The sequence below is a fragment of the Burkholderia sp. A9 genome, from assembly GCF_000801975.1.
Map to the genome: position 1 here is coordinate 1 of NZ_JSZN01000015.1, position 12637 is coordinate 12637.

Genomic DNA, 12637 nt, shown 5'->3' on the forward strand with positions numbered 1-12637 from the left:
CGTCTACGTCTACGTCTGCGTCTACGTCTGCGTCTGCGTCTACGTCTACGTCTGCGTCTGCGTCTGCGTCTGCGTCTGCGTCTACGTCTACGTCTACGTCTACGTCTGCGTCTGCGTCTGGCCGGCATGCTCCGGTTGCGGCGCTGCGCGCAAGGGGGTGTCTCCGTCGTGGTTCGAGGCCGGTACGGGCCTGGCGCCCGCACCGCCGACGCGGCGTGACGGCCCGGGCGTCGTCGATGCGGAATCCGTCTGTCGGCGTGCGTCGATCTCGACTGCCGAAGCGTGCGCGCCGATCGGCCGATGATCCTTGACCCGCCGCGAGACCGGCGTGCTCCGGCTGCGGGGATGCCGTGCAAGTCGCCCGGAAACGCGCAGCCGAGTGCCGGCCCCCGCTATGCGCTACGCGCCCAGTCCTGCCGTAAAGGCCGCGAACAGCGCGCGCCCCTCATCCCATCCCGCCAACCCGGAAGCCTCGTTCAGATGGCCGCGCGCGCCGAGCACGAGCGGTTTCGCGCCGCGCTCCGCGGCCCATGCGATCGCTCGCCCCGACGGGTCGTACGGATCATCCGAACTGGCGATCGCCACCACCGGCCGGCTGCCGAAATCGCCGGCCGGCAAACGCGCGAACGCCTGTGCGGCGACCGGAAAATCCGGCCCGTCCGGATCGGGCACCGCCACGAGAAACGCCCCGTGCAACGGGCGTGTTGCAGCCGCGTGCCAGTGCGCAAACAGCAGGCACCCGAGGGAATGGCAGACCACGACCGGCGGGGTTCGGGCCTCCGCGACGGCTGCATCCAGCGCCGCGATCCAGTCGCTCAGGTCGGGGCTGTCCCACGACGCCGGCGCAATGCGTGTGGCGCGCGGAAACGCCGCCTCCCAGTGACTCTGCCAGTGATCCGGTCCCGAGTTGCCGATCCCCGGCACGATGACGATGCTTCGATCCATTCCTGCCTCCATGAACATGAGAGTTCGCAGTCTGGCCCGCCGGACCTCTGCGGGGAATGGCAAGTCATCGGATATTGAGACAGAATCCCGATGAATTAACGGAACAGGAAGGCAGACATGCCGGACGGAGAGCTCGATCGCCTGGATATCGCGATCATCGAAGCGCTGCAGGACAATGCGCGCACGCCGTTGTCCGAAGTCGGCCGGCGCATCGGCTTGTCACAGCCCGCGACCTCGGAGCGCGTCAGGCGCCTGGAAGAGCGCGGCATCATCGCCGGTTATGGCGCGCGGATCGATCCGGCGGCACTCGGGTTGGGGATGATGGCCATCATCCGGCTGAAAACAACGCACGAACACATCAAGCCGGCGCTGAGCGCGTTCGCCGAGATGCCGCACGTCATCGAGATCCACCGGATGACCGGCGAAGACTGCTTCCTGCTAAAGGTGCTCGTGCCGACACCCGGCCAGCTGGAAACGATCATCGACGCGATTGCGCGCTTCGGCGCGGTCACGACTTCGCTGGTGCTCCGGTCCGAGCCGGTCAAGCCGCTCGGGAAAGCGCTGCTGGGTTGAAGCCAGCGCCGGCCCGGCGTTGCGCGTTGCCGCTCATCGAACGCGCTTGCTCACCGGTGGCGGATGAACCGAATTCGCCGTCTGACGCCGGAATCAGGCTTCGGCGTCCGCTGCGTCGCCGAGCCACTTGAACATCACGAGGCAGTCGACGAAGCCGAGCCGCGCGTGACGATATGCGCGCGGCAACCGGCCGACGATGTCGAAGCCGAGCTTCTGCCACAACGCGACCGCCACTTCGTTCGTCGCGACCACCGAGTTGAACTGCATCGCGAGAAAACCGCGCTCGCGCGCCACCTGCTGCGAGTGCTCGCACATCAGGCGCGCGACGCCCTTGCCGCGCGCCGCCTCGCTGACCATGTAGCCGCAATTGCACACGTGATTGCCGGGCCCGGCCGCATTCGCCTTCAGGTAGTACGAGCCGAGCAGCACGCCGTCCTCCTCGGCGACCCACGTGCAGAGCGGCGCGTCGAGCCACAGCGCGCGAGCGGCTTCCCGCGTCGACGCGGGATCGAATGCATAGGTCTCCTGCGCGGCGACGATCGCGTGGTAGGTGGGCCAGAAGCGGGGGAAATCGTCTTCGGTCATCGGGCGAAGCGTGATCATGCGGGTTCTCTCGTGAAGGGTTGGGGGGATGCGCGCGTGCCAGCCGACGCGCATGGCACTATGCCGCGCCGGCGCGGGTGTCATCGCGCAGCAGGCCGCTGCGATAGGTGCCCGGCGGCACCCCATACCAGCGCTTGAAGGCCTGCGAGAAACTCGACAGGTCGCTGAAGCCGAGCCGCTCGGCCACCTCCGTCAGCGACAGGTGCGCATCGCCGAGCAGCGTCTCGGCCATCGCGCCGCGCGCCTGCGCGAGCAGCTCGCGGAACGTCGTACCTTCCTCCTGCAGCCGGCGCTTCAACGTGCGCGGGCTCGTGTTCATCAGCCGCGCCATGTCCTCGAGCGAGAACGGCACGTTGCCGGGCGTCGCCGTCAGATATTGCCGCACCATCTCCGCCGTGCCGACCCGCGCGCGCCGCGCTTCGACCAGCTGGCCGCACATCTGCTCGCACATCGAGACCGTCAGCGGGTTCGCATGCGGCAGCGGCCGGTCGAGAAACGCGCGATCGAACGCGAGGCGGTTCGCGCGCGCGCCGAACGCGGGTTCGATGCCGGCGAGGCGCGACGCAACCGCGGCGGCGCTCGGCGCACTCGCAGCCTGCACCGTGAAGCGCGACAACGCGAAATCGCCGCCGCCGATTTCGCGCAGCAGCACGGCCGCGGCGGTCATGTCGCGCTCGACGAGAAACCGGCTCAGGTCGGCGTCGAGCTCCGGCGCGCCGAAATTGAGCATGCCCGTCCCGGCTTCCTCGCGGTACGTGATCACGGTGAACGCATACGTGAGCGGCAGGAAGCGCATCGCCAGCGCCAGCGCGTCGCGCGCGGTGGCGCTCGCGATCAGCCCGTAGCCCCACACGCCGTATGCGGAGAAGTGATAGCGCTGCCCGACCTCGAACCCGAGGCCCGGCGCGCGCCCGAGCGCGCGCAGCAGGTTGCCGGTCAGCCGCAGCTCCTGCGCGGCCGTCACCTCGACGTTGGGGTCGTCGAGCTGCGCGTCCGCGAGGCCCGTGCCGGCCAGCAACTTCGTGCGCGGCACGCCGCGCTCGTCGCCGAAATCGACCAGCAGCCGGGCGCTGGCCGGACTCCGGGTGAAATCCCAGAAGCTCATGCGGAGAAACCCTCGAAGCGCCGATTTGGCCCAAATACTAAAACAATTGTCCCCAAGCAGCATTGGTGTTTTCCCGTGCGGCCCGCACCATCGGCGTCATCAGTCGTCGCCCGAACGACGCCAACGCCCCCCCGGAGGAGACACCATGCGACCGAGTCGCCCACCCGACCTCGCCGCCCGCTTCGAACGCCAGCGCGAGGCATTCGCCCGCGATCCCGCCCCGCCGCTCGCGATCCGCCTGTCGCGGCTCGAACGCCTGGGCGCGCTGCTCGATACGCATGAAGCCGCGCTCGTGCGCGCGATCGACGCCGATTTCGGCGGACGCTCCGCGCACGAAACGCAGCTCGCCGAACTGTTCGTGGTTCGAAGCGGCCTGCGTCATGCACGCGCGCATCTGCGGCACTGGATGCGCGAACGCCGCGTGCCGACCGCCGCGCACTTCCGGCCCGGCTACAACCGGCTCGCGCCGCAACCGCGCGGCGTCGTCGGCGTGATGGCCCCGTGGAACTATCCGCTGCAGCTTGCGATCGGCCCGGCGGTCGCGGCGCTCGCTGCCGGCAACCGTGTGCTGGTCAAGCCGTCGGAACTGACGCCGCGACTGTCGGCGCTGCTCGACACGCTCGTCGCCGGCGCGTTCGACGCCGACGAACTGAGCGTCGTCACCGGCGACGTCGACACCGCGAAGGCATTCGCGCGGCTGCCGTTCGATCATCTGTTCTTCACGGGCTCGACCGCTGTCGGCCGCGACGTCGCGCAAGCCGCGGCCGCGAACCTCACGCCCGTCACGCTCGAGCTCGGCGGCAAGTCGCCGGCGATCCTCGATCCGTCGTGCGACGTCGCGCACGCGGCCGGGCGTATCGCGTTCGGCAAGCTGCTCAATGCCGGCCAGACCTGCATCGCGCCCGACTATCTGCTGGTGCCCGCCGGCACCGCGCCGACCGTTGCCGCGCGCGTGTCGGACGCGATCGCACGCCGCTACCCGACACTCGTCGCCAACCCCGACTACACGGCGATCATCGGCGCGCGCCACCGCGACCGCCTCGCGGCCCTGGTCGACGATGCGCGCGACGGCGGCGCACGCGTGCTCGAAGTCAATCCGGCCAGTGAACGCTTCCCCGCCGGCTCGCGCAAGTTCGCGCCGACGCTCGTGCTCGGCGCGCGCGACACAATGCGCGTGATGCGCGAGGAAATCTTCGGCCCCGTGCTGCCGATCGTCGAATACGCGGATCTCGACGACGCGATCGAGCGCGTAAACCGCGGGCCGCGCCCGCTCGCGCTGTACTGGTTCGGCCGCGACGCCGCGCGCCGCGATCGCGTGTTGCGCGAAACGGTGTCGGGCGGCGTCACGGTAAACGACTGCCTGTGGCATCTCGCACAGGAACACCAGCCGTTCGGCGGCGTCGGCCCGAGCGGCAGCGGCGCGTATCACGGCAAATGGGGCTTCGACACGTTCAGCCATCACAAGCCGGTGTTCCACCAGGCGCGCCGCAGCGGCACCGCGCTGTTCCACCCGCCGTACGGCAGGACCTTCGACCTGCTGCTGCGCGCGCTCACGCGCATCGCGTGACCCATCGACCATCGGGAGACGATTTCATGAGCAAGACTTTCGACTACATCGTCGTCGGCGGCGGTTCGGGCGGCTGCGTCGTCGCGGGGCGCCTCACCGAAGACCCGGCCGTGACCGTCTGCGTGCTCGAGGCCGGCGGCCGCGGCGACAACGCGATCGTCAACGTGCCGACGGGCGCGGTCGCGATGCTGCCGACCCGCGTGAACAACTGGGCGTTCGACACGGTGCCGCAGCCGGGGCTCGGCGGACGCATCGGCTATCAGCCGCGCGGCAAGGCGCTGGGCGGATCATCCGCGATCAACGCGATGGTCTACATTCGCGGCCATCGTGTCGATTACGACGGCTGGGCCGCGCTCGGCAACGAGGGCTGGGCCTACGACGACGTCCTGCCGTACTTCCGCCTGAGCGAGCACAACGAGCGCTTCGACGACGCCTGGCACGGCCGCGACGGCCCGCTGTGGGTCAGCGACCTGCGCACCGGCAACCCGTTCCATGCGCGCTACCTGGAAGCGGCACGGCAGGCCGGCCTGCCGCTCACCGACGACTTCAACGGCGCCCAGCAGGAAGGCGTCGGCCTCTACCAGGTCACGCAGAAACACGGCGAACGGTGGAGCGCGGCGCGCGCGTACCTGCTGCCGCACGTCGGCCGCCGCGACAACCTGACGGTGGAAACCCACGCGCAGGTGCTGCGCATCCTGTTCGACGGCACGCGTGCGACGGGCGTCGAGGTGCGGCAGCACGGCGAAGTCCGCACGCTGCGCGCACGGCGCGAAGTCGTGCTCGCGGCCGGCGCGCTGCAGACGCCGCAGTTGCTGATGCTGTCGGGCGTCGGTCCGGCCCGCGAACTGCAGGGGCTCGGCATCCCGGTGCGGGCCGACCTGCCCGGCGTCGGCCGCAACCTGCAGGATCATCCGGACTTCATCCTCGGCTACCGCGCGCGCAGCGTCGACACGTTGGGCGTGTCCGCGCGCGGCGGGCTGCGCATGCTGCGCGAGTTCGCGCGCTTTCGCCGCGAACGGCGCGGGATGCTGACGTCGAATTTCGCGGAAGGCGGCGGCTTCCTCAAGACGCGAGCCGACCTCGATGCACCCGACATCCAACTGCACTTCGTGGTCGCGCTCGTCGACGATCATGCGCGCCGGCTGCACGCCGGCCACGGGCTGTCGTGCCATGTGTGCCTGCTGCGGCCGCGCAGCCGCGGCTCGGTCACGCTGCACAGCGCCGATCCGCTCGCCGCGCCGCGCATCGACCCCGCGTTCTTCGACGATCCGCGCGACGTCGACGACATGGTCGCCGGCTTCCGGCTCACGCGCCGGCTGATGGAAGCGCCGGCACTCGCCGAATGGATCACGCGCGACATGTTCACCGCGAACGTGACGACCGACGACGAGATTCGCGACGTGCTGCGCCGGCGCACCGACACCGTGTATCACCCGGTCGGCACGTGCCGGATGGGACGCGACGCGCTCGCGGTCGTCGATCCGCAATTGCGCGTACACGGCCTGCAGGGGCTGCGCATCGTCGATGCGTCGATCATGCCGACGCTGATCGGCGGCAACACCAACGCACCGACGATCATGATCGCCGAGAAGGCCGTCGACCTGATGCGCGGCGTGCAGCGTACGCCGGCACGCGCACCTGCCGACACCGAATGCGAACCGGCCGCCGCGCCGGCACACCGCGACACCGTTCCCGCGTCGTGCGCGTCGCACGATGCGACCCAGCTCGAGGAAACCCGCCATGTCATCGCCTGAAGCCCCCCGTCCCGCCGCACCGGCCGCGCCGCTGGCGGTGCTCATCATCGGCGCCGGCTTCGCCGGCATCGGCATGGCAGTCGCGCTGCAACGCGCCGGCATTCACGACTTCATGATCGTCGAACGCTCGCACGACGTCGGCGGCGTGTGGCGCGACAACCGCTACCCGGGCGCCGCGTGCGACGTGCCCTCGCACCTGTACTCGTTCTCGTTCGAGCCCAACCCGAACTGGTCGCGCGTGTTCGCGCCGCAGCCCGAAATCCATGCGTACCTGCAGCATTGCGCGCGCAAGTACGGCCTCGCGCGCTACCTGCGTTTCGGCGCCGAGGTCGAGCGCGCGCGCTATGACGAGGCCCGCGCGCTGTGGGAGGTCACGCTCGCCGACGGCACCGTGCTCAGCGCCGCCGTGCTCGTGAGCGGCACCGGCCAGTTGAGCCGGCCCGCGCTGCCCGACCTGCGCGGCATCGACACGTTCCGCGGCCGCGCATTCCACTCCGCGCACTGGGATCACGACTATCCGCTCGCGGGCAAGCGCGTGGCCGTGGTCGGCACCGGCGCATCGGCGATCCAGTTCGTGCCCGCGATCGCCGGCGACGTCGAGCGCCTCGTCGTGTTCCAGCGTTCGCCGGCCTACGTGATGCCGCGCCCGGACCGCGCGTATCGCCCGTGGGAGCGGGCGCTGTTCCGCCGGCTGCCGTGGGCGATGAAGCTGCATCGCGCGTCGATCTACGTGCGCTACGAATCGCGTGCGATCGCATTCACGCGGCTGCGCGGGCTGATGGATGTCGCGGTCGGCCGGCCGTTCCGCAAGCTGCTTGCGCGCGACGTGCGCGACCCCGCGCTGCGCGAACGGCTCACGCCCGACTATCCGATCGGCTGCAAGCGGATCCTGCTGTCGAGCGACTACCTCGCCGCGATCGCCCGCGACAACGTCGAGCTCGTCACACAGCGCATCCGGCGCGTGACCGAGGACGGCATCGAGACCGACGACGGCGTGCACCACCCGGTCGACGCGATCGTCTACGGCACCGGTTTTGCGGCCACGTCGTTCCTGTCGCCGATGCGCATCACGGGCCGCAACGGGCTCGACCTGAACGACGCTTGGCGACGCGGCGCGCAGGCGTATCTCGGGCTCACCGTACCGGGCTTTCCGAACTTCTTCATGCTGTACGGCCCGAACACCAACCTCGGCCACAACTCGATCGTCTACATGCTCGAAAGCCAGATCGCACACGTGATGCGCTGCGTGCGCGCGATGCGGCGCGACGGCGCGAGCGCGGTCGACGTCGACCCGCGCCGCTACCGGCGCTTCAACGCACACGTGCAGCAGCGGCTCGAAGGCTCGGTGTGGAGCGGCTGCAAGAGCTGGTACGTCGATGCGTCGGGCCACAACAGCACCAACTGGCCTGGCTTCACGCTGACCTATCGATGGATCACGCGCTTCACCGGGCTGTCCGCGTACCGCTTCACGCAGCCGCTGCCCGGCCCCGCCACGCCGACGCACGGTGTCGTCGTCGCGCCGCCTGCCGGCCGCGTGGAGGCGCTCGCCGCCGCGTCGCTGCGCGGCTTCCTGCGCGTCGCGTTCCGGCCGCTGATCGGGCCGCCGTTCGGCGCGCGCATGCAACGTCGCGTCGTCGCGCTGCTGTCGCCGCTGATGCCGGGCGCGGGCGGCACGCTGCGCTACCGGACTGCCGCGGCTGGCGTGCCGGTCGAAGTGATCGCGCCGAAGTGCGGCGACGCGGGCGGCGCGATCCTCTATCTGCACGGCGGCGCGTTCTGTCTCGGCGGCCCGCACACGCATCGCGGCGTGACCACGCGGCTCGCGGCCGAAGCCGGCCTGCCGGTGTGGGTGCCCGACTACCGGCTCGCACCCGAGCATCCGAGCCCCGCGGCACTCGACGACGCGCTGGCCGCCTACGCCGCGTTGCGCGCGCAAGGCTACGCGCCGCAGCGGATCGTCATTGCCGGCGATTCGGCCGGCGGCGCGCTCGCGCTGGCGCTCGCCATTGCGCTGCGCGAGCGTGGCGAGCCCGCCGCGGCCGCGCTGCTGCTGATCTCGCCCGTGACCGACCCGGCGCTGGGCGGCGCAACGCTGGCATCGCGCCGCCACGACGATCCGATGATCCGGCGCGGCTGGCTCGAGCAGGGCTTGCGCTGGTACCACGGCGCCGGCTCGGTTGCGGCGCGCGGCCCGCTCGACACCGACTTGCGCGGCTTGCCGCCGATGCTGGTGCAGGCCGGGGACCAGGAGGTGCTGCTGTCGGATGCGCAGCGGCTCGCAGATCATGCGCTCGCCTGCGGCGTGCCGTGCCGGCTGGAGATTCATGCCGCGCGCTGGCATGTGTTTCATCTGCAGGCGTTCTATCTGCGCTCGGCACGGGATGCGTTGCGGACGCTAGCGGGGTTTGCTGCGCAGCGGGTGACGGGGAACGCAACGGCAGCGGCGTAGCGATGAACCGGTGATGCACGGCGAGCGAGTCGGCGTTGCCCGGCTGCCTCGGTCGGCCGGACGGACGGACGGCGCGTGCGCCGTCACCGTGCCCGCTTGCAACAATGCGACGCCCGCTTGCCAAAACCTGCCGTTTATTTTTTTCCGACACGCGCGGCCGGCATGATCTCCGCAAGCCGCCGCGCCGCCATGGCGCGGCGGCTCCCCCAAAACTTGCGGAGACACCAGTGAAAAAAAGCCACACCCTCAAGACGCTTGCCCTGCTTTGTTGCCTGGGCGTCCAGTGCGCGACGTCGGCATTCGCGGACGAACCGAAGAAGGTCGCATTCGTCGACACGGGCAATACCGGACGTAGCGTGATGGCCGAAGCGATCGCCGGACAACTGATCGCGCAACGGCACGCGCACATCGCGGTGATCTCGCGCGCGGTCGACGAGGATCCGTACGACGAAAGGCCCGAGGAAAACGGCGTGATCCTGATGAAGCGGCGCGGGCTCGACACGTCCGCGCATCGTGCGGTGCAACTGAACGCGAACGACGTGAAGCACTCCGACGTGATCCTGACGATGACCGACAAGCACAAGGACAAGGTGCTCGCGCTCTATCCGTCGGCCGCGGGCAAGGTGTTCACGCTCGCCGAATATGCGACCGGCGAGCACAAGGACGTGCCCGACGCGTGGGGCAAGCCGATCGCCTTCTACGAATCGGTGACCGCGCAGCTCGACGCGTTCCTCCCGGCCGCACTCGACAAGGTCGCGACGGCCGCGCCCGCGAAACCGTAACGCGCGTGGGCCCGCCGGGTCGCCCGTCGCGTCGTGCGGCAGCGACCGGCGGGTTGACCATCGGCCTGCGCCTGTCCGTCGTCCCCGCGCAGCCGGCGCACGCGTAATACCGCACACGGCCGTCAAGGCTGCACCATCCACACGAGCAGCATCGCGGCCGGCGCCGCGCTCATCCCCGCCGGCGGCCTCTCGATCGTCGGCTCGACCTGCAGCGCCTGCGCGATCGTCGCCGTATCGTCGATCGTCGTCGTGCGCACGGTCGTCATCAGCCGCGCCGGCCGGTGCAGCGTCTCGCGATACAGCGCGCCGTACCACAGCGGCCGCAGGCCGAGCGCATCCTGCAGCACATACGGATAACGCCACAGCCGCAGCACGAGGCGGCTGTCCGGCCGGGCCGGATCGACGCGGACGAACACGCGGCGCGTGCTCTCGCCATGCGTGTAGCGCGGCAGCACCGGCAGCGCCTCGGCCGGCACCTGCGGCGACAGCCAGCGCAGCGCGGTCGCGGGCGACCACGGCGTCGCCCGTTGCCAGCCGGCCAGCGAAAGATGGCGATCGAGCGTATCCGAAGTCGCGCACCATTGCAGCAGCAGATATTCCTCGCGATCGCCGCCGATCTCGGTGCGGCGCGTCGGCACGCGCTGCCATCCGCCGCGCAGCCACTGGTCGACGGTCATCGCGACGACGTCGCCCACATGCGGACGCGCCGCACGATCGAGCTGCCATTGCGCGGGCACCGTCCAGACGCCGGCCGTCGCGAGCACGACGAGCACCGCGACGAGCGCCCCCCTCGGCTGCACGTGCTCGCCCACCTGCCAGTACGCATGAGCGCCGGCCAGCACCGCGAACCACGCGAGCCCGAGGCTCCAGCCGCCAAGCAAGCCGGACAGCCAGGTATCGCCGACATACAGCCGCGCGAAGCCGCCGAGCACGATCCACAGCACGACCGCCGTCACGACCGGAATGCGCCACAGCGCGGGCCGGTCGCGCGCCAGCACCCAGCCGATGCCGCTGCTCGCGAGCATCGCGAACGCCGCGTCGGCATCGGGCAACGGCACGTGCAGCGCGCCGGGCGGCAGGCTCGCGGGCGTCGCACCGGGCGTGCCGGCGCCGAACGCCGGCACGAGCACGACCGCGATGCCGACCGTCGCGAGCCACCAGGCGGACGTGATCCAGCAGCGATGAATCAACAGCCAGACGAGAAACGCGGCCGCGACGATCAGCCCCGTATCGCGTCCATGCAGCACGGCGAGCGCGCGCATCGTGGCGTCCGCGGGCGGCGTGCGCAGGTTCTGCAGGAACGCGTACAGCGCGATGTCGGCGTGCATCAGCGGATCGTTCGCGACGACGTCCTGCACGATCCCGGCGAACAGCCACACGCAGCCGACGAACAGCAGCGCGAACCCGGGCACGGCGCCCGGCAGGCGGCGCATCCGGTCGATCGCGCCGTGCAGCCGTGCGCCGAAGCGCGGCCAGCGCCGCACGCACGCATGCAAGGCCGCGCCGGCCGCGCGGCCCAGCAACGGCCAGCCACGCCGCAGCGCGACGCGCACGCCGATCCATACGAGCGCGACCAGCGCGGCAACCACCAGCAGGATCGCGGCGACCCGCACGCTGATCGCCGCGGCCAGCGCCGCCGACGCGCCGAACAGGATGCCCGGCGCGACGTGCGCGGGCGCCCAGATCAGCGCCGACACGACGTTGACCGGATAGAACGAACGGCGCGGCAGCGTCGCGCAGCCGACCACGACCGGCACGACCGCGCGCACCGGCGCCAGGAAGCGCGCGAGCACGATGCTCTTCATGCCGTGCCGCAGCACGAACTGCTCGCCGCGCGCATACGCATCCGCGTAGCCCAGCCGGACCCAGCCGTTCCGGATCGCACCGCGGTAGTACCGTCCGAGCTCGTAGCTGACCCCGTCACCGACGATCGCGCCGGCGGCCGCGACGCCGATCGTCGTCCACGCATCGAGCGCGCCCGCGCCGATCAGGGTGCCGGCCGCGAACATCACGGCGCCGGCCGGCACGATCGTGCCGACCAGCGCGATGGCCTCGGCGCAGGCGGTGACGAACACGATCGCCAGCACCAGCACCGGATGCGCGCCGATCGCGCCGAGCCACGCGTGGATCGTGTCGCTCATCGCGGGCCGCGCGGTGTCGCGGTGCGGCCTGCATGCGCCGGGCCCGCGAAGGCGTGTGGAAGGTTCATCGGAGTGCGCGCGCGTTCGCGCCGGCCGGCGACGTCAGTCGAACTCGAACTGCCGCGCATCGGCCTCGAGCGGCGCATCGTGGTAGCCCACCGTCGCGATCTCGAGGAGGTAGCGCGCGAGAAACTCGCCGATCGATCCGGCCGCTTCATACTGGTGCACATGGCGGAACTCGTGCGTGAGCAGGCGCCGCGTGTCGTGGCCGCGCAGCACGAACACCGCATGGCCGAGCGTAAGGCCGATCGTCCCGGGCGACAGCAGCCCCGTGTCGCGCGCGATCGCGCCCAGCGCAGGCGTGTCGGGGAACGGCAGCCGGTCGGCAATCACGAGACGGATCCGCTCCGGCTGCGAGACGCCCACGGCACGTGCATCGGCGGCCTGCGCGGGCGTCAGCGGCACGCCGTTCGCCAGCCCGTTCGCCGCCTGCGTGTCGGCCCAGGCGACGGCGTCGGGCAGCGCGGACGGCAGTATCTCGGCGAGATCGATCATCGTGGAGACTCCTCGGATGGCACGGGTCAATCGGGCACCAGTTTATCTCTGAATCAGGCCCGTTCGTGAGGCGTCGCCCCCTCCCGCCGGCGGCAACGTCCCCGGGAATACCCACCCCATCTGGCCCTGTCGCCTGTACCATTTCATGCTGATCATTTCGATA

Annotated in this window: 11 protein-coding genes; 6 read left to right on the forward strand and 5 right to left on the reverse strand. The window is 70.7% G+C overall.

The annotated features are described in order from the left end of the window. Nucleotides 1-304: hypothetical protein (locus tag PI86_RS17375; RefSeq protein ID WP_039320291.1), on the forward strand; the 304-nt coding region annotated here is incomplete at its 5' end. A gap of 95 nt (nt 305-399) precedes the next feature. Here PI86_RS17375 and PI86_RS07115 read toward each other — a convergent pair. Then, nucleotides 400-945: an RBBP9/YdeN family alpha/beta hydrolase gene (locus PI86_RS07115; protein ID WP_039320293.1), complete on the reverse strand. Its 546-nt coding sequence runs from the start codon at nt 943-945 to the stop codon at nt 400-402. Nucleotides 946-1062: 117 nt separating this feature from the next. On the opposite strand from PI86_RS07115, the gene PI86_RS07120 reads away from it, so the two are divergent. Next, complete coding sequence (locus PI86_RS07120; RefSeq protein WP_039320295.1) at nt 1063-1518, forward strand: Lrp/AsnC family transcriptional regulator; 456 nt, start codon at nt 1063-1065, stop codon at nt 1516-1518. A gap of 93 nt (nt 1519-1611) precedes the next feature. Here PI86_RS07120 and PI86_RS07125 read toward each other — a convergent pair whose 3' ends face one another. Both PI86_RS07125 and PI86_RS07130 read right to left on the reverse strand, forming a co-directional pair. After that, on the reverse strand, nt 1612-2121 hold the full coding sequence (locus PI86_RS07125; protein ID WP_039320298.1) for a GNAT family N-acetyltransferase: 510 nt from the start codon (nt 2119-2121) through the stop codon (nt 1612-1614). Nucleotides 2122-2179: 58 nt separating this feature from the next. Then, entirely contained in the window at nt 2180-3226 is a 1047-nt protein-coding gene (locus tag PI86_RS07130; RefSeq protein ID WP_039320300.1) for an AraC family transcriptional regulator, read from the reverse strand. Nucleotides 3227-3371: 145 nt separating this feature from the next. Between PI86_RS07130 and PI86_RS07135 the strand changes: the two genes are divergently transcribed. From PI86_RS07135 to PI86_RS07150, 4 genes are all read left to right on the forward strand, one after another. Further along, a complete protein-coding gene (locus tag PI86_RS07135; RefSeq protein ID WP_039320302.1) occupies nt 3372-4793 on the forward strand; it encodes a coniferyl aldehyde dehydrogenase in 1422 nt (473 codons plus the stop codon). 26 nt (nt 4794-4819) lie between these two features. Beyond that, nucleotides 4820-6547: a GMC family oxidoreductase gene (locus PI86_RS07140; RefSeq protein ID WP_039320304.1), complete on the forward strand. Its 1728-nt coding sequence runs from the start codon at nt 4820-4822 to the stop codon at nt 6545-6547. Beyond that, complete coding sequence (locus PI86_RS07145; RefSeq protein ID WP_039320307.1) at nt 6534-8996, forward strand: alpha/beta hydrolase fold domain-containing protein; 2463 nt, start codon at nt 6534-6536, stop codon at nt 8994-8996. Before PI86_RS07140 ends, PI86_RS07145 begins: the two co-directional genes overlap by 14 nt. A 227-nt stretch (nt 8997-9223) precedes the next feature. Continuing rightward, nucleotides 9224-9778 carry an arsenate reductase/protein-tyrosine-phosphatase family protein gene (locus PI86_RS07150; RefSeq protein ID WP_039320310.1) on the forward strand — a complete coding sequence of 185 codons (555 nt, stop codon included), beginning with the start codon at nt 9224-9226 and terminating at the stop codon, nt 9776-9778. Nucleotides 9779-9900: 122 nt separating this feature from the next. Here the strand turns inward: PI86_RS07150 and PI86_RS07155 are convergent, their stop codons facing one another. Together PI86_RS07155 and PI86_RS07160 are read right to left on the reverse strand one after the other, a co-directional pair. Further along, entirely contained in the window at nt 9901-11919 is a 2019-nt protein-coding gene (locus PI86_RS07155) for an LssY C-terminal domain-containing protein (protein WP_039320313.1), read from the reverse strand. A gap of 102 nt (nt 11920-12021) precedes the next feature. Next, entirely contained in the window at nt 12022-12474 is a 453-nt protein-coding gene (locus PI86_RS07160) for a hypothetical protein (protein ID WP_039320316.1), read from the reverse strand. Nucleotides 12475-12637 lie beyond the last annotated feature (163 nt).

Bases quoted from the DNA above. Each gene is read 5' to 3' on its own strand.
- PI86_RS07115 (WP_039320293.1), bottom strand. From the start codon at position 945: ATGGATCGAAGCATCGTCATCGTGCCGGGGATCGGCAACTCGGGACCG.
- PI86_RS07120 (WP_039320295.1), top strand. From the start codon at position 1,063: ATGCCGGACGGAGAGCTCGATCGCCTGGATATCGCGATCATCGAAGCG.
- PI86_RS07125 (WP_039320298.1), bottom strand. From the start codon at position 2,121: ATGATCACGCTTCGCCCGATGACCGAAGACGATTTCCCCCGCTTCTGG.
- PI86_RS07130 (WP_039320300.1), bottom strand. From the start codon at position 3,226: ATGAGCTTCTGGGATTTCACCCGGAGTCCGGCCAGCGCCCGGCTGCTG.
- PI86_RS07135 (WP_039320302.1), top strand. From the start codon at position 3,372: ATGCGACCGAGTCGCCCACCCGACCTCGCCGCCCGCTTCGAACGCCAG.
- PI86_RS07140 (WP_039320304.1), top strand. From the start codon at position 4,820: ATGAGCAAGACTTTCGACTACATCGTCGTCGGCGGCGGTTCGGGCGGC.
- PI86_RS07145 (WP_039320307.1), top strand. From the start codon at position 6,534: ATGTCATCGCCTGAAGCCCCCCGTCCCGCCGCACCGGCCGCGCCGCTG.
- PI86_RS07155 (WP_039320313.1), bottom strand. From the start codon at position 11,919: ATGAGCGACACGATCCACGCGTGGCTCGGCGCGATCGGCGCGCATCCG.
- PI86_RS07160 (WP_039320316.1), bottom strand. From the start codon at position 12,474: ATGATCGATCTCGCCGAGATACTGCCGTCCGCGCTGCCCGACGCCGTC.